14 protein-coding genes are annotated in these 21,045 nt (G+C 71.2%); 8 read left to right on the top strand and 6 right to left on the bottom strand.

The features are described 5' to 3' along the window. Position 1: 1 nt before the first annotated feature. The gene (locus ACIPM1_RS18070; RefSeq protein WP_402435426.1) at positions 2 to 1,633 is read right to left on the bottom strand and encodes an AMP-binding protein; all 1,632 of its coding nucleotides are present in this window, start codon (positions 1,631 to 1,633) and stop codon (positions 2 to 4) included. Positions 1,634 to 1,830: 197 nt separating this feature from the next. On the opposite strand from ACIPM1_RS18070, the gene ACIPM1_RS18065 reads away from it, so the two are divergent. From ACIPM1_RS18065 to ACIPM1_RS18055, 3 genes are all read left to right on the top strand, one after another. Next, the gene (locus ACIPM1_RS18065) at positions 1,831 to 2,961 is read left to right on the top strand and encodes an acyl-CoA dehydrogenase family protein (protein ID WP_402435424.1); all 1,131 of its coding nucleotides are present in this window, start codon (positions 1,831 to 1,833) and stop codon (positions 2,959 to 2,961) included. Next, on the top strand, positions 2,958 to 3,356 hold the full coding sequence (locus tag ACIPM1_RS18060) for a RidA family protein (RefSeq protein WP_402435421.1): 399 nt from the start codon (positions 2,958 to 2,960) through the stop codon (positions 3,354 to 3,356). Before ACIPM1_RS18065 ends, ACIPM1_RS18060 begins: the two co-directional genes overlap by 4 nt. 62 nt (positions 3,357 to 3,418) lie before the next feature. After that, on the top strand, positions 3,419 to 4,249 hold the full coding sequence (locus tag ACIPM1_RS18055; RefSeq protein WP_402435418.1) for an alpha/beta fold hydrolase: 831 nt from the start codon (positions 3,419 to 3,421) through the stop codon (positions 4,247 to 4,249). 22 nt (positions 4,250 to 4,271) lie between these two features. Here ACIPM1_RS18055 and ACIPM1_RS18050 read toward each other — a convergent pair whose 3' ends face one another. Beyond that, the gene (locus ACIPM1_RS18050) at positions 4,272 to 4,466 is read right to left on the bottom strand and encodes a DUF5999 family protein (RefSeq protein ID WP_356184182.1); all 195 of its coding nucleotides are present in this window, start codon (positions 4,464 to 4,466) and stop codon (positions 4,272 to 4,274) included. Between the two features lie 249 nt (positions 4,467 to 4,715). On the opposite strand from ACIPM1_RS18050, the gene ACIPM1_RS18045 reads away from it, so the two are divergent. Beyond that, a complete protein-coding gene (locus ACIPM1_RS18045; RefSeq protein ID WP_402435415.1) occupies positions 4,716 to 5,150 on the top strand; it encodes a DUF6299 family protein in 435 nt (144 codons plus the stop codon). A gap of 70 nt (positions 5,151 to 5,220) precedes the next feature. Here ACIPM1_RS18045 and ACIPM1_RS18040 read toward each other — a convergent pair whose 3' ends face one another. Then, positions 5,221 to 6,564 carry an FG-GAP-like repeat-containing protein gene (locus ACIPM1_RS18040; RefSeq protein WP_402435412.1) on the bottom strand — a complete coding sequence of 448 codons (1,344 nt, stop codon included), beginning with the start codon at positions 6,562 to 6,564 and terminating at the stop codon, positions 5,221 to 5,223. Between the two features lie 621 nt (positions 6,565 to 7,185). Between ACIPM1_RS18040 and ACIPM1_RS18035 the strand changes: the two genes are divergently transcribed. Further along, positions 7,186 to 9,042: a trypsin-like serine protease gene (locus tag ACIPM1_RS18035; protein WP_402435409.1), complete on the top strand. Its 1,857-nt coding sequence runs from the start codon at positions 7,186 to 7,188 to the stop codon at positions 9,040 to 9,042. A 103-nt stretch (positions 9,043 to 9,145) separates the two neighbouring features. On the opposite strand, the gene ACIPM1_RS18030 is transcribed toward ACIPM1_RS18035, so the two are convergent. Both ACIPM1_RS18030 and ACIPM1_RS18025 read right to left on the bottom strand, forming a co-directional pair. Next, the gene (locus ACIPM1_RS18030) at positions 9,146 to 10,675 is read right to left on the bottom strand and encodes a helix-turn-helix domain-containing protein (protein ID WP_402435407.1); all 1,530 of its coding nucleotides are present in this window, start codon (positions 10,673 to 10,675) and stop codon (positions 9,146 to 9,148) included. A gap of 78 nt (positions 10,676 to 10,753) precedes the next feature. Next, complete coding sequence (locus ACIPM1_RS18025) at positions 10,754 to 10,951, bottom strand: DUF4236 domain-containing protein (protein ID WP_402435404.1); 198 nt, start codon at positions 10,949 to 10,951, stop codon at positions 10,754 to 10,756. A gap of 402 nt (positions 10,952 to 11,353) precedes the next feature. Here ACIPM1_RS18025 and ACIPM1_RS18020 point away from each other — a divergent pair, with 402 nt between their 5' ends. Continuing rightward, positions 11,354 to 14,149 carry an aconitate hydratase gene (locus tag ACIPM1_RS18020; RefSeq protein WP_402435401.1) on the top strand — a complete coding sequence of 932 codons (2,796 nt, stop codon included), beginning with the start codon at positions 11,354 to 11,356 and terminating at the stop codon, positions 14,147 to 14,149. Between the two features lie 160 nt (positions 14,150 to 14,309). On the opposite strand, the gene ACIPM1_RS18015 is transcribed toward ACIPM1_RS18020, so the two are convergent. Next, on the bottom strand, positions 14,310 to 18,110 hold the full coding sequence (locus tag ACIPM1_RS18015; protein ID WP_402435398.1) for a GH92 family glycosyl hydrolase: 3,801 nt from the start codon (positions 18,108 to 18,110) through the stop codon (positions 14,310 to 14,312). 466 nt (positions 18,111 to 18,576) lie between these two features. On the opposite strand from ACIPM1_RS18015, the gene ngcE reads away from it, so the two are divergent. Both ngcE and ACIPM1_RS18005 read left to right on the top strand, forming a co-directional pair. Further along, on the top strand, positions 18,577 to 20,022 hold the full coding sequence (gene ngcE, locus ACIPM1_RS18010) for an N-acetylglucosamine/diacetylchitobiose ABC transporter substrate-binding protein (RefSeq protein WP_356184215.1): 1,446 nt from the start codon (positions 18,577 to 18,579) through the stop codon (positions 20,020 to 20,022). 85 nt (positions 20,023 to 20,107) lie between these two features. Continuing rightward, on the top strand, positions 20,108 to 21,034 hold the full coding sequence (locus ACIPM1_RS18005) for a carbohydrate ABC transporter permease (protein WP_402435395.1): 927 nt from the start codon (positions 20,108 to 20,110) through the stop codon (positions 21,032 to 21,034). Positions 21,035 to 21,045 lie beyond the last annotated feature (11 nt).

Here is a 21,045-nt window from a genome sequence, read left to right as displayed (position 1 = left end):
GTTAGGTCGTCGGTGTCACCGGGCCGCCCTCGGTACGCAGCCGGAACCGCTGGAGCTTGCCGGTGGCCGTGCGCGGCAGCGCGTCCATGAAGACGATCTCGCGCGGGCACTTGTACGGCGCCAGCGCCGACTTGAGATACGTGCGCAGCGCCTCCGCGTCCGGCGCGGCGCCCTCCTTGAGGACGGTGTAGGCCACCACGATCTGGCCGCGCGCCTCGTCGGGCCGCCCGACGACGGCCGCCTCCAGCACGTCGGGGTGGCGCAGCAGCGCGTCCTCGACCTCGGGCCCGGCGATGTTGTAGCCCGAGGAGATGATCATGTCGTCCGCGCGGGCGACGTAGCGGAAGTAGCCGTCGGGCTCGCGGACGTAGCTGTCGCCGGTGATGTTCCAGCCGCCGCGCACGTAGTCGTGCTGCCGCGGATCGGCGAGGTAGCGGCAGCCGACGGGGCCCTGCACGGCGAGCAGACCGGGCTGCCCGTCGGGCAGCACGACCCCGTGCTCGTCCTGCACCCGCGCGCGCCACCCCGGCACCGGCACACCGGTGGTGCCCGGGCGGATGTCCTCGTCGGCGGCGGAGATGAAGATGTGCAGCAGCTCGGTGGCGCCTATGCCGTTGACGATGCGCATCCCGGTGCGCTCGTGCCAGGCGTGCCAGGTGGCCGCGGGCAGGTTCTCGCCGGCCGAGACGCAGCGCCGGAGCGAGGAGACGTCGTGGGCGTCGAGCTCGTCGAGCATCGCGCGGTACGCCGTCGGCGCGGTGAACAGCACCGAGATCCGGTGCCGCGTGATCGCGGGCAGCAGCTGCCGGGCGCCGGCCTGTTCGAGCAGCACGGTGCTGGCGCCGGCCCGCATCGGGAAGACCACCAGCCCGCCGAGGCCGAAGGTGAAGCCCAGCGGGGGACTGCCGGCGAAGACGTCGTCGGGACGGGCCCGCAGCACATGCCGCCCGAAGGTGTCCGCGATGGCCAGCACGTCCCGGTGGAAGTGCATGCAGCCCTTGGGCCGGCCGGTGGTGCCCGAGGTGAAGGCGATCAGGGCCACGTCGTCGGCCGCGGTGTCCACCGCCGGATACGGCTCCTCGGGCGCCGGGCGGTTCAGCAGGTCGTCCGGGGCGTCCCCGCCGAACGTCGTGATCGCGAGCCCCGGCACCTCCGCCTTGGCGAGGTCGTCCACGGCCCGGACGTCGCACAGCGCGTGCCTGATCCGGGCGATCTCGCACATCGTGCTCAGCTCGTGCGCCCGCTGCTGCGCCAGGACGGTGACGGCCACCGCGCCCGCTTTCAGCACGGCCAGCCAGCAGGCGGCCAGCCACGGGCCGGTGGGCCCGCGCAGCAGGACGCGGTTGCCGGGGACCACGCCGAGGTCGCCGGTGAGGAGGTGCGCGATCCGGTCGACGCGGGTGCGCAGCTCGCCGTAGGTCCAGCTCTCCCCGGAGGCGAAGTGGAACGCCGGGCGTCCCGGATCGGCGTGGTCCATCAGCTCGGCGGCGCAGTTCAGCCGGGCGGGGTAGCGCAGCTCCGGCAGGTCGAAGTGGAGCTCGGGCCACTGGTCGGGGGGCGGGAGGTGGTCGCGCGCGAAGGTGTCGACGTGGGCCGAGGTCGTCGGGCCGGTGCCGTCCCTGCTGGGGTCCATGGCGGTTCGCCCCCTTGCCGTGGTGGGCCGCCCTGGCGGGCGTCGTGGTGGGCTCGCACCCGGAGCGTATCGTGTTGGTGACGACAGTCAATGGTGCGCGATAACGTCGGGGGAGCCGCGTCCCCGCCGGGCGCCCGTGAACCGCTCACGGGCACCGCGCGGGGCCTTCGGGGAGATTCGGGGAGAGAGGACCGGCCATGCCCGCCTTCGCGCTCGGACCGGAACGAACCGCCTGGTGCGCCGAGTTGCGCGCCCTGGCCCGAGACCGGCTGCGCCCGCTCGCCGAGAAGGGCGAACCCGGACGCCTCAACCGCCCGCTCGTCGCCGAACTCGGCCGGCTCGGGCTGCTGGAGCGCCTGTTCACCTCCGGCGCCCTGGACCTGTGCCTGATGCGGGAGTCCCTCGCCCGCGCCTGCACCGAGGCCGAGACCGCCCTCGCCCTCCAGGGCCTCGGCGCCCACCCGGTCCACGCCCACGGCACCCCCGCCCAGCGGGAGAGGTGGCTGCCCCGGGTGAGCGAGGGCAGCGCGGTGGCGGCGTTCGCGCTGAGCGAGCCGGAGGCGGGCTCGGACGCGGCGGCGCTCTCCCTCGCCGCCCGGCCGGACGGCGCCTCCCGCTGGCGGCTCACCGGCGAGAAGTGCTGGATCTCCAACGCCCCCGAGGCCGACCTCTATACCGTCTTCGCCCGCACCACGCCCGGCGCCGGCTCCCGCGGCGTGACCGCCTTCCTGGTCCCCGCCGACCGCCCCGGCCTGACCGGCAGCGCCCTGGAGATGCTCTCCCCGCACCCCATCGGAGCCCTCCGCTTCGACGGCGTCCCCGTCACGGCGGACGACGTGCTCGGCGAGACCGACCGAGGCTTCCGGGTCGCGATGGGCACCCTCAACCTCTTCCGCCCCAGCGTCGGCGCCTTCGCGGTCGGCATGGCCCAGGCGGCGCTGGACGCGACCGTCGCCCACACCGCCGGACGGGACGCCTTCGGCGGCCGCCTGAAGGACCTTCAGGCCGTGGCCCACCAGGTCGCCGAGATGGCGCTGCGCACCGAGGCCGCCCGCCTCATGGTCTACGCGGCGGCGACGGCGTACGACGACGGCGACCCGGACGTCCCCCGGCGCGCCGCTATGGCCAAACTGCTCGCCACCGAGACCGCGCAGTACGTCGTCGACGCCGCCGTCCAACTGCACGGCGCGCGCGCCCTGCGCCGCGGCCACCTGCTCGAACACCTCTACCGCGAGGTGCGCGCGCCCCGCATCTACGAAGGCGCGAGCGAGGTGCAGCGCGGCATCATCGCCAAGGAGCTGTACGCGACCCCGGAGGACGGCCAGTGACCGCCGAACGTGTGAACCCGCCCGAGCTGTCCCCGCCCACCGGCTTCTCGCACGCCGTCGTCGCCGCGGGATCCCGCCTGGTGTTCCTGGCCGGCCAGACCGCCCTCGACACCGACGGCAAGATCACCGGCGAGACGCTGCCGGAGCAGTTCCGGCGGGCCCTCGCCAACCTCCTCACCGCGCTGCGTTCGGCGGGCGGCACCCCCGCCGACCTGGCCCGCGTCACCGTCTACGCCACCGACGTCGCCGCCTACCGCGCGCACGCCCCCGAACTGGGCGCGATCTGGCGCGACCTGGCGGGCCGCGAGTATCCCGCCATGGCCGTCGTGGAGGTCGTGCGCCTGTGGGACGAGCGGGCGATGGTGGAACTCGACGGCTTCGCGGTGCTGCCCTGACCCTCCGGGGCGGGCGGACAAAGGGGGTCCGGCGTACGAACCCCGGGGTCTAACATGCCGTCATGCCCGAGATACGGCTTTCCGCGGGGACCGTCGAGTACGAGGACACGGGCGGCGACGGCCCGGTCGTGGTCCTCCTGCACGGACTGGTCCACGACTCCACCGTGTGGCGCGAGGTCACCGCCGGTCTGCGCGCCGGCCACCGGGTGGTCGCCCCCACCCTGCCCTACGGCGCCCACCGCAGGCCCCTGGACCGCCCGCCCACCCCCGACCTCGTCGTCGAGCTGATCGCCGAGTTCCTCGACCGGCTCGACCTGACGGACGTGACCCTCGTGGAGAGCGACTGCGGCCGCGCCCAGACGGTGGCGGTCCGGCACCCCGAGCGGCTCGCCCGGCTCGTCCTCGTGTCCTGCGAGGCCTTCGACAACTATCCGCCCGGCCTGCCGGGGAAGATGATCGGCGCGGCCTGCCGGGTGCCCGGGGCCCTGCCGCTCCTGGTCCGCGTCCTGGGTCTCGGGCCTCTGCGCCGCCTGCCCGTCGGCATCGGCGCCCTGACCAAGCGTCCCGTCCCCGACGAGATCGTCGACGGCTGGCTGCGCCCGCTGCGCACCGACCCGGCGATCCGGCGCGACTTCCGCCACTACAACACGCACATCCGCCGGACCGAACTGCTCGAAGCCGCCGAGGGACTGCGGAAGTTCGACAAGCCCGCACTCGTCGTCTGGGCCACCGAGGACCTGATGATGCCCCGCGCCCACGGCCGCCGCCTCGCCGAACTCCTCCCGCAGGGGCGACTGGTGGAGATCGAGGACAGCCGGACGCTGATCGCCGAGGACCGGCCGGAACGACTCGCCTCCGTACTGCGGGAGTTCGTCGCGCGGACGGGGAAGTGACCGGCGCCGGCGGCCGGGCGGGTCAGGCGGCCATGGCGAGCTGCCCGCCGGGCCCCCGGTGCGGCGCGACCACCCGGCCGTCCGGCAGCAGCTCACCGGTGTCGTCGAAGACGATCGCGCCGTCGCACCGCAGGCTCCAGCCCTGCTCGGGGTGGGCGGCGACGGTGTGCGGGGCGCCGGAGTCGGCGGCGGGGCACGAGAACCGGTGGGAACACATGGCGCACCTCCAGATCGTCCGGACGGCCGGTACGACCGCCCGTACCTCCGACCATGCGCCCGTCCCGGACCCGGCGGAACGGGCCGCCGCGAAGCGTGACAACACGCGGACACGGCACGGACCGTTCACCGACGTTCGGAGCGTGACCGGGGCGGACGCGCCACCGAAGGGGTGAGGATCACGGCCGTCGGCGTGGGCACCGGGTACCAGTGGAAGCCTCCGTTCCACTCACCTCCGGGAGGTCCTTCCATGCCCGTACGCCGTCCCTGCCTCGGCGCCCTCGGCGCGGTCGCCGCCGCGCTGCTGCTCGCCGCGCCCGCCGTGCCCGCGACCGCGGACCCGTCCGAGAGCGTCACCGTCGACCCGGTGGGCCGCCTGGCGGCGGACGGCACCGTCATGCTTTCCGGCACCTACCGCTGCACCGGAGCCACGGGCGTCGCCTTCGTCAGCTCCTCCGTCAGCCAGGGCTCCTCCACCACCCGGCAGGGCATCGGCGGCACCCGCGCCGTGTGCGACGGCGCCGAGCACCGCTGGGTGAACACCGGACTGCCCTCCGCCGAGGCGCTCCGGGCCGGCCCCGCCCGCGTCGAGGCGACCGTCACCGAACTCGCCGCGAACGGCCTGCTTCTGCTGCCCGGCTTCCACGCGGTGAGCCGGGAGGACGTGACGCTGACGGGCGACTGACCCCTGGAGCGGTCCGCTCCCCGCGCCGAGGGGCGGACCGATCCCGCGCCGGGCGTCGCCCGACGGGCTGTCACGGTGCCAGCGTCTCCCCGAGACGGGCGCCGGCGGGCGTCCCCAGCGCGGTCGGGCGCAGGGCGACGGTCCGGGCGAGACCGAAACCGGCGCGGTCCACGGGGACGTACAGGAGCAGCCCGTCGCCCGCGTCCTCGCCCTCCGCGCCCAGGACGAGGCCGGCGCGTCCGGTGCCGGACAGGTCCGCGAGGGCCACGGCGGAGCCCAGCCCGTCGCCCTTCTCGGTGGAGTCCAGGACGCCGGGGGTGTCCTGGCACAGGGTGAACGAGCCCGAGACCGTCAGACCGGTCGCGGTGCCCCGCAGGAGGGTGGCCTGTCCGGCGCCGGCGCGGCGGACCCCGTCGCGGGTGAAGGCCTCTCCGGGCGCGCCGACGAGCGCGTCCGCGTGGCCGTCGGCGTCGAAGTCGCCGACGGCGACCGAGGCGCCGAAGGCGTCGCCCGGCCGGTCGGCTCCGGCCACACCGACACCGTCCTGGCGGACGACCTTCAGGCCGGCCGTGGTGAGGCCGTGCGCGGTGCCGAGGAGCACGGAGACCTGGCCGCCGGGCGCACCGCCGGACTCGGAGGCGTAGGGCTGGCCGACGACGACGTCGTCGTAGCCGTCGCCGCTGATGTCACCGGCGGCGAGCGACCGGCCGCCCCTGACGGCGAGAGCGCCCGCCTCGGTCAGGCCGGTGGCCGAGCCCGCGAACCGGACGATGCGCCCGACGCCGTCCGCGTCGAGGTAGGTGAGGGCGACGTCGGCGTAGCCGTCCCGGTCGAAGTCGCCGCTCACCGCGTCCGGATGAGCGACCGGGCCGGTGGCGGTGGTGAGCGTGCCGGAGGTGGTGGCGCCGCCGGTCAGGCGGACGTTCCAGCTGCCGCCGTGGCCGGTGCCGGCCGAGAACACGTCGGCCCTGCCGTCGCCGTCGAAGTCGCCGACCGTGACCGCCGAGCCGAGCCCCGCCCCGGCCGCCGCGACCGCCCCCGAGGTGCTGTACGAGAAGCCGCTGTCGAGCCCCGGGCCGTACAGCACGGTGACCGCGCCGCGGTCGGCGCGGCCGCCCGTGCCGTCCTTGCCGGGGGCGCCGATCGCGAGGTCGGCGTAGCCGTCGCCGTTCACGTCGCCCCAGGCGGTGGCGGCGCCGAAGCCGTCACCGGGCTCGCCGGAACCGGGGACGCCCGGGCTGTTCTGGGTGAGCGTCCTCGCGGAGCTTGCCGCCGGGCCGTCCACGCCGCCCGGGACCACCGTCACCGAGCCGGCCCGCGGAGTACCGGCGGCGAGGTCGGGGACGCCGTCGCGGTTGTAGTCGGAGGTGGGCAGTGCGCGGTGCGGGCGAGCCCGCCCCGGCGCGGCAGGCACGGCCTCCGCGCTGCGCCCCGGCGGGGCAGGCGCCGTCTGTCCGCCCCGCCCCGGCGGGACGGTGGCGGTCCCCGTGCCCCGCCCCTTCGACTCCCCGGCCCGCACCGCGGGTTTGCCCACGGGCGCCGCCTGCGTCGGAGCCACCGGAGACGCGACGGCGTACGTGGCGGCCCCCGCCCCTCCCGCCAGGACGACCCCGCCGGTCAGCCACACGCTTCCCGTCAGTCCCGCTCCCCGCCACACACGCCTACTCCGGCGACCCACAGCCCACCCCACGTCAGTTCCGTGTACGCACCACCCTTCTGGGGCGGTATCTGATCAAGCGCACAGACCCGGTCAGACGTCACACCGCGCCCCAGAGGACGCTGCTGCCCCGGAGAACGCGGAGGAACCCACCTCCGTCACACCACCTGGCCCGGGCCGCGGGCGGCGACGGCCGGCAGCCCTTCGAACCCGCCCCTACCGGCTCCGGATCCCGGTCAGCGACCGGGAGCCGGAGGGCGCGAAGCGCCGTCCCGCAGGCCGCCCCCTGTCACCTGAGTAACAAGGGACGATCCTTTGGCGCAGACAGGGAGGGCGCACTCTGCGCCCTTCCAGGTCACGTCTCATGGGGGGACTTCCTTGACCACACCCCTGTCCGGCAGAGGCCGTCACAGACGCCGGATACGCATCGTCCTGCCCGTCGCCGCCGCGGGCGCCGCCGTGGCCGTCACCGCCGCGCTGCTCACCGCCTCCGCGGGCGCCGCCACGGCCTCGGCCTCGCCCACCGTCAAGCCGAGCACCAGCTCCGCCTCGCTCACCGAGCTGACGGACCGTATCTCGGGCGCGCTGGCCACCGACAAGGACTTCAAGAAGGCGTCGAAGACCAAGGAGACGAAGTCGGGCGGATCGGGCACGTCGTCCACGTCCTCGACCTCCTCCGGGTCCTCGTCCACCTCGACGACCAGCCCGATGATCATCGGCGGCACCACGACGAGCATCACCTCGGCGCCGTGGATGGCCCAGCTGTGGTACTACGACGACAAGGGCACCAGCGACACCGGTGACGACGTCGGCTTCTTCTGCGGCGGCACCGTCGTGGCGCCCACGAAGATCCTCACCGCCGCCCACTGCGTCAAGGGCTACGACTGGCACGCGAGCGGCGCCGTCCTCACGGGCACCGACCAGCTGCCCACCACCGACAGCTCCGGCAACACCGACCTGCACGGCGGCACCGTCTCCGGCGTCTGGCGGCAGTGGAACCACCCGTCGTACAGCGCGACGACCATCGACAACGACATCGCCGTCCTGACGCTGCCGAACCCGATCAGCGCCACGCCGGTCCGCATGGCGACGTCGACCGACACGGCGTCGTACGCGGCCGGGACGAGCGCCAAGCTCTACGGCTGGGGCCGCACCAGCTCCACCAGCAACGACATCTCGCAGACCCTGAAGACGGCGACGCTGCCCATCCAGTCCGACACCACGTGCGCGGGCTACTACGGCACCGACTTCATCAAGGGCCACATGGTCTGCGCCGGCCAGCAGGCGACCGGCAGCGACGCGGGGACCACCTCGGCCTGCAACGGCGACTCCGGCGGCCCGCTGATCGTGGGCGGCCGCATCGTCGGCATCGTCTCCTGGGGTGTGCAGGACTGCGTGGCCAAGGGCGCGTACAGCGTCTTCACCAAGGTGCGGACGTACGTCGGCGCGGCCTACCCGCGCATCGACGACACCAACCTCAGCGGTGACCACAAGGCCGACCTGTTCGTGCGCAACAGCTCCACGTACACGGGCTACGAGAAGGACTCCACCGGCAGCTCCTTCGCCACCCGGCAGTCCTGGGGCAGCTTCAAGGGCTACAACACGATCCTGCAGACGGACCTGGACCGGGACGGCTACCAGGACTTCGTGCTGCGCCGCAGCAGCGACGGGGCGGTCTTCTGGCTGCACTACATCCCGGCCACCCAGAGCTGGGGCACGAAGCAGATCTTCAGCGACTGGAGCACCCGCAAGTTCACCGTCGCCCCCGGCGACGTCACCGGCGACTACCTGCCCGACCTGCTGTCGGTCGACTCCGCGGGCTACCTGTGGATCTACCCGGGCAAGGGCAACGGCTCCTTCGCCACGCGCGTCAAGGTCGGCTCCGGCTGGGGCCAGTACAACTCCCTGCGCGGGCACGGCGACTTCAACGGCGACGGCCGGGCCGACCTGATCGCCCGCAACAAGAGCACCGGCTACGTCTACCTCTACCGGGGCACCGGCACCGCCGGCTCCGGGGCGTTCTCCACCCGGCTCCACGTCCGCACCTGGACCAGCGACTACAACGCCTTCGACGCCGTGGGCGACATCACCGGCGACGGCAAGGCCGACTTCCTGGCCCGCACCAAGGGCGGCACGCTCTACCTGTACAAGGGCACCGGCCAGGCGTCCAGCTCCATCTTCGCCACCAGGATCTCGGTCGGCACCGGGTTCCAGCAGTACGACATCTGGGGCTGATCTCCCGCCGGAACGGGGTTCGCCCCACCGGCATCACGACGCGCTGTGCCCCCTGCCCAGGCCGGGCACAGCGCGTCGCCGCGTTCTCCCTCGGCCCCGCCCCTCAGATGTCCCGGAAGATCTCGATCTGCGCCCCGATCGAGTTCAGGCGCTCGGCCAGGTCCTCGTAGCCGCGGTTGATGACGTACACGTTGCGCAGGACCGACGTGCCCTCCGCCGCCATCATCGCCAGCAGGACGACCACGGCGGGGCGCAGGGCCGGGGGGCACATCATCTCGGCGGCGCGCCAGCGGGTGGGGCCCTCGACCAGGACGCGGTGCGGGTCGAGCAACTGCAGACGCCCGCCCAGGCGGTTGAGGTCCGTCAGGTAGATGGCGCGGTTGTCGTAGACCCAGTCGTGGATCAGCGTCTTGCCCTGCGCGACGGCCGCGATGGCCGCGAAGAAGGGCACGTTGTCGATGTTCAGGCCGGGGAACGGCATCGGGTGGATCTTGTCGATCGGCGCCTCCAGCTTGGAGGGCCGCACGGTGAGGTCCACCAGCCGGGTGCGGCCGTTGTCGGCGACGTACTCCGGGCTGCGGTCGTGGTCGAGGCCCATCTCCTCCAGGACCGCCAGCTCGATCTCCAGGAACTCGATCGGCACCCGGCGCACCGTCAGCTCCGACTCGGTGACGACGGCGGCGGCCAGCAGGCTCATCGCCTCCACCGGGTCCTCGGAGGGGGAGTAGTCCACGTCGACGTCTATGGTCGGCACGCCGTGCACGGTGAGCGTGGTGGTGCCGATGCCCTCGACGCGGACGCCGAGCGCCTCCAGGAAGAAGCAGAGGTCCTGGACCATGTAGTTGGAGGACGCGTTGCGGATGACGGTGACCCCGTCGTGGCGGGCGGCCGCGAGCAGCGCGTTCTCGGTCACGGTGTCGCCGCGCTCGGTCAGCACGATCGGCCGGTCCGGGCGGACGGAGCGGTCCACCACGGCGTGGTACTGGCCCTCGGTGGCCGCCACGTCCAGTCCGAACCGGCGCAGCGCGATCATGTGCGGCTCGATGGTCCGCGTCCCCAGGTCGCAACCGCCCGCGTACGGCAGCATGAAGCGGTCCATGCGGTGCAGCAGCGGTCCGAGGAACATGATGATGGACCGCGTGCGGACGGCGGCCTCGGCGTCGATGGCGGCCATGTCGAGCTCGGCCGGCGGCACGATCTCCAGGTCGGTGCCGTCGTTGATCCAGCGGGCGCGGACGCCTATCGAGCCGAGCACCTCCAGGAGGCGGTACACCTCCTCGATCCGGGCCACCCGGCGCAGCACCGTGCGCCCCCTGTTCAGCAGGGAGGCGCACAGCAGTGCCACGCACGCGTTCTTGCTCGTCTTCACGTCGATGGCGCCGGCCAGCCGCCGGCCGCCGACCACGCGCAGATGCATCGGGCCCGCGTAGCCCAGCGACACGATCTCGCTGTCGAGAGCCTCGCCTATCCGGGCGATCATCTCAAGGCTGATGTTCTGATTGCCGCGCTCGATGCGGTTGACGGCGCTCTGGCTGGTGCCCAGTGCCTCGGCGAGCTGCGCCTGTGTCCAGCCCCGGTGTTGCCGGGCGTCACGGATGAGCTTGCCGATACGTATGAGGTAGTCGTCTGCCATGAGGCTGAGGTTATCTCAGATATGAGATGGCACCTCTTGTGGGGGGCCAGACGGGTGAGGCGCCGCGATGAGGCACCGTCAGTGGCGCTTGGCGGAATGGGTGCTGCGCCATCCGAAAGGTCCCGGCAGATCCATCGATGTCGTACGACGTCCGGTGCTGCTGTGCGTGTGCTTCGGCCCGTTCTTCCCGCCGGTCGTGATGGACCAGGACCGCTTGTTGATGTTCAGGCGCACCCCCGGAAGGATCCGGAAGCTCTTGCGGAACGTGAGCGGCATGGGTGTCTCCGTTCTGAAGTCGTACATAGCGGGCGATTTCAGGTGGTGCCGGGCTGCTCCGGCTCAGCCCGCATACCCCCGTTCGGCCTGCTCATGGCACAACTCCCTTGCGGTGTGCGCGAGAACGCCCGGGCCGGGAGCCCGGCACCGATCCGCCGAGCGGCGGCGGCGGTGCGGGTGTGCGCGCGCTCACGCGGGGCGGCGCGGCGTCCGCGCGAGGCCGGGCATGACCATCCGGCGCCCATGTACTAGAGTTATCTCGACATCGAGATATCTGCCAAGGCGCACCGCAGCCGTCACCTTGGTAAGGCTTACCTAACTAAGGCTTACCTTAGCGGATTGGCCGAGATGCCGTGGCGGCAGGATCGTGGTGGTACGCGCACATCAATGAAGGAGACTGTCGTGTCGGCGAACAGCTTCGACGCCCGCAGCACGCTGCAGGTGGGCGACGAGTCGTACGAGATCTTCCGGCTTGACAAGGTCGAGGGCTCGGCCCGACTGCCTTACAGCCTGAAGGTCCTGCTGGAGAACCTGCTGCGCACCGAGGACGGCGCGAACATCACCGCCGACCACATCCGTGCCCTCGGCGACTGGGACTCCCAGGCCCAGCCGTCGCAGGAGATCCAGTTCACGCCGGCCCGCGTGATCATGCAGGACTTCACCGGCGTCCCGTGTGTCGTGGACCTCGCGACCATGCGCGAGGCCGTGAAGGAGCTGGGCGGCGACCCCGCCAAGATCAACCCGCTGGCCCCCGCCGAGCTGGTCATCGACCACTCCGTCATCGCCGACAAGTTCGGCACCCACGAAGCCTTCAAGCAGAACGTCGAGCTGGAGTACGGCCGCAACAAGGAGCGCTACCAGTTCCTGCGCTGGGGCCAGACCGCCTTCGACGAGTTCAAGGTCGTCCCGCCGGGCACCGGCATCGTCCACCAGGTGAACATCGAGCACCTGGCCCGTGTCGTCATGGTCCGCGACGGCAAGGCCTACCCCGACACCCTGGTCGGCACCGACTCGCACACCACCATGGTCAACGGCCTCGGCGTCCTCGGCTGGGGCGTCGGCGGCATCGAGGCCGAGGCCGCCATGCTCGGCCAGCCGGTCTCCATGCTGATCCCGCGCGTCGTCGGCTTCAAGCTCACCGGCGAGCTGCCCACCGGCACCACCGCCACCGACCTGGTGCTGACCATCACCGAGATGCTGCGCAAGCACGGCGTCGTCGGCAAGTTCGTCGAGTTCTACGGCGAGGGCGTCGCCGCGACGAGCCTCGCCAACCGCGCCACCATCGGCAACATGTCGCCGGAGTTCGGCTCCACGGCCGCGATCTTCCCGATCGACGACGAGACCCTCAACTACCTGCGCCTGACCGGCCGCAGCGACCAGCAGGTCGCCCTGGTCGAGGCGTACGCCAAGCAGCAGGGCCTCTGGCTGGACCCGCACGCCGAGCCGGACTTCTCCGAGAAGCTCGAGTTGGACCTGTCCACCGTCGTGCCGTCCATCGCCGGCCCCAAGCGCCCGCAGGACCGCATCGTCCTCGCCCAGGCCGCCGAGCAGTTCAACGCCGACGTGCGCAACTACGTCCAGGCCGCGGAGTCGGCCGAGGGCGGCGCGGAGTCGCCGGTGGACGAGGCGTCCGACGAGTCCTTCCCGGCCAGCGACGCCCCGGCCTACGGCCACACGGAGAACGGCGCGGGCGCCCCGCGGCACTCCGCCGTGATCCCCGGCCCCGGCCCGTCCAACCCGGTGACCGTCACCGCCCCCGACGGCACGGAGTACGACCTGGACCACGGCGCCGTCACCGTCGCCGCCATCACCTCCTGCACCAACACCTCGAACCCGTACGTCATGGTCGGCGCCGCCCTGGTCGCCAAGAAGGCCGTGGAGAAGGGCCTGACCCGCAAGCCGTGGGTCAAGACCACCCTGGCCCCGGGCTCCAAGGTCGTCACGGACTACTTCGACCGGGCGGGCCTCACGCCGTACCTCGACAAGATGGGCTTCAACCTCGTCGGCTACGGCTGCACCACCTGCATCGGCAACTCCGGTCCGCTCGACGAGGAGGTCTCGCGGGCCATCAACGAGCGCGACCTGGCCGTCACCTCGGTGCTCTCCGGCAACCGCAACTTCGAGGGCCGGATCAACCCCGACGTCAAGATGAACTACCTGGCGTCCCCGCCGCTGGTCGTCGCCTACGCCATCGCCGGCTCCATGAAGGTGGACATCACCAAGGACCCCATCGGCACCGACACCGAGGGCAAGCCGGTCTACCTCCAGGACATCTGGCCGTCCGAGCAGGAGGTCAACGAGGTCGTCGCCTCCGCGATCGGCCAGGACATGTTCGCCACGTCCTACCAGGACGTCTTCGCGGGCGACGCGCAGTGGCAGTCGCTGCCGATCCCGACCGGCAACACCTTCGAGTGGGACGCGGAGTCGACGTACGTCCGCAAGCCCCCGTACTTCGAGGGCATGACGATGGACCCGGCCCCGGTCGAGGACATCGCCGGCGCCCGGGTGCTCGCCAAGCTGGGCGACTCGGTCACCACCGACCACATCTCCCCGGCCGGCGCCATCAAGGCCGACACCCCGGCGGGCCAGTACCTCACGGAGCACGGCGTGGAGCGCCGCGACTTCAACAGCTACGGCTCGCGCCGCGGCAACCACGAGGTCATGATCCGCGGCACGTTCGCCAACATCCGCCTGCGCAACCAGATCGCGCCGGGCACCGAGGGCGGCTACACGCGTGACTTCACGCAGGCGGACGGCCCGGTCTCCTTCATCTACGACGCCTCGCGCAACTACATCGAGCAGGGCATCCCGCTGGTCGTCCTGGCCGGCAAGGAGTACGGCTCCGGCTCGTCCCGCGACTGGGCGGCCAAGGGCACCGCGCTCCTCGGCGTCAAGGCCGTCATCGCCGAGTCGTACGAGCGCATCCACCGCTCGAACCTCATCGGCATGGGCGTGCTCCCGCTGCAGTTCCCGGAGGGCCAGACCGCCGAGTCCCTCGGCCTGACCGGCGAGGAGACCTTCTCCTTCACCGGCGTCACCGAGCTGAACGAGGGCACCACGCCGCGCACGGTCAAGGTCACCACCGACACCGGTGTCGAGTTCGACGCGGTCGTCCGCATCGACACCCCCGGTGAGGCGGACTACTACCGCAACGGCGGCATCATGCAGTACGTGCTGCGCAGCCTGATCCGCAAGTAAGGGATCACGCCACGCGGTCGGGCCGCGTCCCCGGGCACCGGGGGCGCGGCCCTTCGCCTTCCGGGCGGGCGGGGCCGCCGCCGTGCGAAGGGGCGGGCCCGAGGGTCCGCCCCTTCCTCATGCCGGACGCGCCGGCAACGTGCCGAGCGCCGTGCCCGGCTCAGGCCAGCAGCTCCACCTCCGCCAGGGTCGACGCGCCGTCCAGGACCAGGCGGTACTTCCGGTACGTGCCCGGCGAGGCGATCGTGAAGGGGCGGGTCTGCCGGTCCCAGGCGAAGGACTCGCCGGAGCGCTTGTCCACCGTCTTCCAGGTCGTGCCGTCATCGGACGCTTGGAGGGTCCACCCCCTCGGGGCCCTGGTGTGGTCCGCGGCCGAGGTGAGGGTGTACTGGACGGCCTTGGCGGGGTCGGCCACCGGCAGGTCCACCGTCGTCACCGTGGCGTCCGTCGAGGAGGTGTCGTCGAACAGTGCCCCGTCGCCCTTCAGCACGTCCGCCCTGGGGCTCGGCACCTTGTCGTCGGTCGTGATCGACACCGGCGCCGCGTTCGGGCCGGTGCCCCACGAGGACGGCTTCGGCCCCATGTCGAACTCCAGCACCCCGCCCCCGGCGAGCAGCGAGTGCGGCAGCGCCGTGGACTTCCACGCCGCTCCGTCGAACCGCACGCCCTGGACGTAGACGTTCCGCGCGCTGTTCCCCGGCGCCTTGATCACCAGGTCGTGGCCGCTCTCCAGGTGCACGGTCGCCTTGGTGAACAGCGGGGAGCCGATGGCGTACTCGCCGCTGCCCATCACCAGCGGGTAGAAGCCGAGCGCGGAGAAGACGTACCAGGCCGACTGCTCGCCGTTGTCCTCGTCGCCGTGGTAGCCCTGGCCGATCTCGCTGCCGACGTAGAGGCGGGAGAGCGCCTCGCGGACCTTCGCCTGCGCCTTCCACGGCTCGCCGGCCGCGTCGTACATGTAGAGGACGTGGTGCGCGACCTGGTTGGAGTGGCCGTACTGGCCCATCCGGACGTCCCGCGCCTCGGTCATCTCGTGGATGACCCCGCCGTAGGAGCCGGTGTACTCCGGGGAGGCCGTCTCCGGCGTGGCGAAGTAGGTGTCGAGCTTCTTCGCGAGTCCCGTCCGGCCGCCGTACAGGTTGGCCAGGCCGCGGCTGTCCTGCGGGGCGGTGAAGGCGTAGCCCCAGCCGTCGGTCTCGGTGTAGTCGTAGCCCCACACGCGCGGGTCGTACTTCGAGGAGTCGACACGCCAGTCGCCCCGGGCGTTCCGGCCCTGGAAGAAGCCCGCCCCGGAGTCGAACAGCTTCACGTAGTCGCGGGCGCGGTCGAGGAAGTACCGCGCCTCCTCCTCGTAGTGCTTCTCGCCCGTCTTCCGGTAGAGGGCCTCGCCCATCCTGGCGATGCCGTAGTCGTTGACGTAGCCCTCCATCGCCCACGACAGGCCCTCGTGCGTGTCGGTGGCGGTGTAGCCGAGGAAGGGCGAGGTGCTCATGCCCTTGCGGCCCACGCCCGAGACCGGGGGCACGACGGTGGCGTTCTTCAGTGCCGCGTCGTAGGCCGCCTTCGCGTCCATGTGGACGCCCTTGACGTAGGCGTCGGCGAAGGCGACGTCCGAGGAGGTGCCGGTCATCAGGTCGGCGTAGCCGGGGGAGGACCAGCGCGAGGTCCAGCCGCCGTCCTTGTACTGCTGCACGAAACCGTCGACCATCTCGCCCGCCTGACCGGGCGTCAGCAGCGAATACGCGGGCCAGGTGGTGCGGTAGGTGTCCCAGAAGCCGTTGTTGACGTACACCTTGCCGTCGACGATCTTCGCGCCGGTGTGCGTCGGGGTGTCCGGGCCCGGCATGGGGGAGAAGGGCGAGGCGTACCGGTACGCGCCCCCGACCTTCTCGAAGCCCGAGTTCGGGTACAGGTACAGCCGGTAGAGGCTGGAGTACAGCGTGGTGAGCTGGTCCGGAGTGGCGCCCTCGACCTCGACCTTGCCGAGCAGCTTGTCCCAGGCGCGCCGGGCGCGCACCTTCACCGCGTCGAAGGACATGCCGTCCGGGACCTCCTGGCGCAGGTTGTCCCTCGCCTGGTCGACGCTGATCAGGGAGGTGGCCAGGCGCAGCGTGACGGTGCGGTCGGCACCCGCGTCGAAGCGCAGGTAGCCCTTGACCCCGCTCGCGGAGCCGTCCTTCACGGGCTGGTCGAACACGCCGTAGACGAAGAGGCGGGTCGCCCCCGTCGACAGGCCGGACTTGACGTCCGAGTAGCCGGTGACGGTCCCGTGTTCCTTGTCCAGGGTCAGGCCCGCCTGCTCGGTGACGTTGTCGAACAGCACGCTCGCGTCGTCGCCGGGGTAGGTGAAGCGCAGCACCGCCGCGTGGTCGGTCGGCGTCATCTCCGCCCTGAGGCCGTTCTCGAACCGCACCCCGTAGTAGTAGGGGCGCGCGGTCTCGTTCTCGTGGCGGAAGGCCAGCGCGCGAGCCGTGCGGCCGGTGTCCGGGGCGCCGGAGGCCGCGGACGGCATCACCTGGAAGGTCTGCCGGTCACCCATCCAGGGGCTCGGCTCGTGGCTCGCGCTGAACGCCTGGATCGTCGGCAGGTTGGCGTCGTTGTTCGCACGTGCGTACTCGTACAGCCAGCTCAGCGACGACGCGTTGGTGACCGGCGTCCAGAAGTTGAAACCGTGCGGGACGGCGGTCGCGGGGAAGTTGTTGCCGCGTGAGAAGCCGCCGCTGGAGTTGGTGCCCCGGGTGGTCAGCGCGTAGTCCGACAGGTGCGCCTTCGGCGGCTCGGGGGCGGCCTGCCGGATGGCCACGTCGTCCAGCCAGCCCCGGAACTTCGCCGGGCCACCGGGGGAGTCGTAGGCCAGGAGTATCCGGTCCACCGTCTTGCCGGCCGCGACCGGGCCGATCCGGGAGACCACGTTGTTCCACTGGTTGACGTACAGCGCCTTGGCCGCGCCCTGCGCCCGCGGGCTCAGGCCGAAGCCGTGCTGGTCGGTGGCGCCCAGATCGCTCAGGTAGGTGCCGTCGGTGAACGCCAGGTCCACCGCGACGTTGGTCGCGTCGTAGTCCCGGTCGCCGTCCGCCATCGACGGGTAGAGGCGGTACGACAGTTGCGTGTCGCGGGCCACCCGGACGTCGACGTCGAAGACCTTGTTGTACGAGTACGCCCGCCCGCCGGCCGTGTGCCGCCCCGCGTAGCGCAGCGCCCGCCTGCCGGTGAAGCCCGCGCCCGCCTTCGCGGTCGGTGATCCGCTCGGGCCGCGGTCGACCAGCGAGAGCATGTCCTGCGGGACCGGGCCGCCGCTGCCGCCGGTGGAGAACTGGACGTCGGCGAGTTGGAGTATGCCGGCGCCGTTGTTCGCGGTGATGTCGAGCCGGAAGTGCTGGTACTCGGCCGGCTCGGCCAGGTCGTACGTCTTCGTCCGGTACCGCTCGGAGAAGGTCTCGCCCGAGCGGGTGTCGAGGGTCCTCCAGTCCTTGCCGTCGGTGGAGCCCTTCAGGGTCCAGTCCCGCGGGTCGCGTTCGGCGTAGTCATTGGCGGAGGTGAGGGCGTATCGGGTAATTTTCGCCGGTTTGTCGAGGTCGAACTCGACCCATCCGGTGGGCTCGAAGGTGAGCCACTTGGTGCCCGGCTCGCTGTCGACGAGGTTCTCCTTGACCTCGCCGGCGCCCGAGTTCTCACCGCTGGCCCGGACGTCGACCACGTGGTCGTCCACGTTCCCCGGAATGCCGGTGCTGTATCCACCGTCCACGCCCGAGGCGCGCCTGCTGCCGTCCGGCGCGGTGTCGACCGTGTTCAGCCAGTCCGGCGCGGGTTCCCCGGACTCGAACGAGGACGCGAACTCCCGGTCGGCGGCCGCGGCCCCGCCGGGCAGGGCGACCGCCGCCCCCGGTGAGCCGACGGCCATGGTGAAGGCGGCCGCAAGGACGACCGCCGGACCCCATCTGTGCCGTTCTCTGCGCTGCATACGCGGGCACCCTCCCTGGCTTCCCCGCGCGCCGGACAACGTTGTCAACATCGGCGCGCAAGGACCAGTAGGGAGTCAAGTGGCCAGGGATGTCAAGGGTGTTGACTGTGGCATTCGAGCGCAATGCCGTGGATTCATCCGGCGCGGAACGCACAGACGGCTCATATCTCCGCGAGGTCTCAACTCGGAAAAGACCGGCAGCCAACCTTGCATTCGATCTTGCTCAGTCGGCGGAAAGTGGACTATACCTGTCGGCGTCCGTGAGGCTGTTGACCGGCCGGAAGCGGGCACCGGGGGAGCCGGAAAGGGTGGTTCGACGTGCGAAACGCGCCGGCCTCCTTGTAATCCCCGCGATCCCGGTGGATGACGCACGAAGTACTTCCTGCACGACCCAGCTTCACCTGACCGCGGTGCCGGGGAGGATCCGGTTCACCGCCTGAGTCCTGGAGAAGGCGAGGACTTGAGCATGGGATCCACTTCCGCCGACAACCACGGTGGCGTCGGCCGCCGCGATCTGATCAAGCGGTCCGCCGCACTCGGCCTGATCAGCGTTCCCGCGATGAGTTTCCTGTCCGCGTGCGCCAGCAGTGGCGGCGGTGGCCAGGACAAGGCCAAGGCGGGCAAGAAGACCGCGAAGAACCCCCTCGGCGTCAACGACACCGCGCAGATGGAATTCGTCCTGTTCGACGGCGGCTTCGGCAAGGAGTACGCCGAGGACGCGGTGAAGGTCTACGAAAAGGGCTTCCCCAAGGCGAAGGTGAAGTTCGCCGCCACCCAGAAGATCCAGTCGACGCTCCAGCCCCGCTTCAACCAGGGCAACCCGCCGGACCTCATCGACAACTCCGGCGCCGAGCAGATGGACATGGGCGTCCTCGTCGGCAAGAACCAGCTCGCCGACCTCACTCCGCTGCTGGACGCGCCCTCGTACGACGACCCCGGCAAGAAGGTCCGCGACACGCTGCGCCCGGGCATCGTGGAGATGGGCCAGTTCGACGGCAAGCCGGTCTGGATCCTCTACTACGCCTACACGGTCTACGGCGTCTGGTACTCGCAGAAGGCGCTCGACTCGCTCGACGAGCAGTACCCGGAGACCTGGGACGCGATGCTCAAGGTCTGCGAGAAGGCCAAGAAGAAGGGCATGGCGGGCTGGACGTACGCCGGCAAGTACCCGTACTACCTCCCCTTCTCGCTGTACCCGATGATCGGCAAGGTCGGCGGCCGCGAGGTCCTCGACGCGATCGACAACCTGGAGCCGAACGCCTGGAAGCACCCGGCGGTCAAGGCCTGCTTCGACGCCTACTACGAGCTCTACAAGAAGGGCTACGTCCTCAAGGGCACCCCGGGCCTGGACCACATCCAGTCGCAGACCGCCTGGGCCAAGGGCAAGGCGCTGTTCATCCCGAACGGCTCCTGGGTGGAGAACGAGTCCGCCAACGTCATCCCGAAGGACTTCGACCTCGCCGTCTCCGCGCCCACCGGGCTCGACGGCTCCGACAAGATGCCCTTCGGCACCATCTGGGCCTCCGGCGGTGAGCCCTTCATCGTCCCGGCCAAGGCGAAGAACGCCGAGGGCGGCATGGAGCAGCTGCGCATCATGCTCAGCGAGGCCTCCTCGAAGAACTTCACCGCCAAGGTGAAGTCGCTGACCGCGTACAACGGCGGCACCACCGGCATCACCCTCACCCCGGGGCTGAAGTCCGGCGTCGCGGCGCTGGAGAAGGCCGGGTCCAACGTGGTGAATCCGCGGCTGCAGGACTGGTACGTGCAGCTCCAGAAGGAGAAGATCGGTGTGGCCGGCCTCGGCGAGATGATGGCCGGCCGTCTCACCCCGGCCGAGGCCATCAGCAAGATCCAGGGCTTCGCCGACGAGGCCGCGAAGGACACGTCGATCAAGCACTACAAGCACCAGTGAGGGTCCGTCACCCGGTCCGGTCCGGCTCGGACCGGCCGGACCGGACCGGGTGGCACCACCCGCCCAGAGAACGGGGTCGGTAGCAATGCAGCACGGCAAGTACCGGTTCGTCGTGGGGTTCCTCGCGGTTCCCCTGGGGCTGTACGCGCTTTTCGTCGTCTGGCCGTTCATCCAGTCCATCTACTACTCGTTCACGGACTGGACCGGGCTGAGCCCCGAATTCAAAATGGTCGGGTTCGACAACTACAAGAGGATGCTCGACGACGAGATCTTCTGGAAGTCGTTGCAGCACAGCCTCCTGTTCGCCCTGGTGCTGCCGCTGGTGACGATCAGTCTGGCGCTGTTCCTCGCCTTCATGATCAATGTGGGAGGCCGGCGCAGGAGGGGCGGGCCGGTGGTCTCCGGCGTCCGCGGCTCCTCGTTCTACAAGATCGTCTACTTCTTCCCGCAGGTGCTGTCGATCGCGATCGTGGCCCTGCTGTTCGCCTTCGCGTACAACCCGGACAGCGGAGCGATCAACTCCCTGCTGCGCGGCATCGGGCTCGACGGGGTGCAGCCGCTGTGGCTGGGAGACCCCGGACTCGCGCTGTGGTGCGTGATGGCGGTGCTCGTCTGGTCCACGGTCGGCTTCTTCGTGGTCCTGTTCTCGGCGGGCATGGCCTCCATCCCGGCGGAGATGTACGAGGCCGCGCTGCTGGACGGGGCCAGCCGGTTCACCACGTTCTTCCGGATCACCCTGCCGCTGCTGTGGGACACCGTGCAGTCCGGCTGGGTCTACATGGGCATCCTCGCCCTCGGCGCCGAGTCGTTCGCAGTCGTACAGATCATGACGACCGGTCCGGGCGGCCCCGACTACTCGACCACCGTCATGGTGCTGTACGTCTACCAGAAGGCGTTCCGGGACGGGCAGGCCGCCTACGCCACCACCATCGGCGTCGCCCTGCTCGTCGTCACGCTGGCCTTCGCCGCCGTGGTGATGCGGCTGGGCCGGCGCGAGCGGCTGGAGTTCTGATCAGTTGACTT

Source organism: Streptomyces sp. NPDC086766 (assembly GCF_044746005.1).
In the GTDB taxonomy this organism is placed as follows: Bacteria; Actinomycetota; Actinomycetes; order Streptomycetales; family Streptomycetaceae; genus Streptomyces.
This window is presented reverse-complemented; position numbering and strand designations above follow the sequence as displayed.

Bases quoted from the DNA above. Each gene is read 5' to 3' on its own strand.
- ACIPM1_RS18045 (WP_402435415.1), top strand. From the start codon at position 4,716: ATGCCCGTACGCCGTCCCTGCCTCGGCGCCCTCGGCGCGGTCGCCGCC.
- ACIPM1_RS18065 (WP_402435424.1), top strand. From the start codon at position 1,831: ATGCCCGCCTTCGCGCTCGGACCGGAACGAACCGCCTGGTGCGCCGAG.
- ACIPM1_RS18015 (WP_402435398.1), bottom strand. From the start codon at position 18,110: ATGCAGCGCAGAGAACGGCACAGATGGGGTCCGGCGGTCGTCCTTGCG.
- ACIPM1_RS18055 (WP_402435418.1), top strand. From the start codon at position 3,419: ATGCCCGAGATACGGCTTTCCGCGGGGACCGTCGAGTACGAGGACACG.
- ACIPM1_RS18070 (WP_402435426.1), bottom strand. From the start codon at position 1,633: ATGGACCCCAGCAGGGACGGCACCGGCCCGACGACCTCGGCCCACGTC.
- ngcE (WP_356184215.1), top strand. From the start codon at position 18,577: ATGGGATCCACTTCCGCCGACAACCACGGTGGCGTCGGCCGCCGCGAT.
- ACIPM1_RS18005 (WP_402435395.1), top strand. From the start codon at position 20,108: ATGCAGCACGGCAAGTACCGGTTCGTCGTGGGGTTCCTCGCGGTTCCC.
- ACIPM1_RS18050 (WP_356184182.1), bottom strand. From the start codon at position 4,466: ATGTGTTCCCACCGGTTCTCGTGCCCCGCCGCCGACTCCGGCGCCCCG.
- ACIPM1_RS18025 (WP_402435404.1), bottom strand. From the start codon at position 10,951: ATGCCGCTCACGTTCCGCAAGAGCTTCCGGATCCTTCCGGGGGTGCGC.
- ACIPM1_RS18030 (WP_402435407.1), bottom strand. From the start codon at position 10,675: ATGGCAGACGACTACCTCATACGTATCGGCAAGCTCATCCGTGACGCC.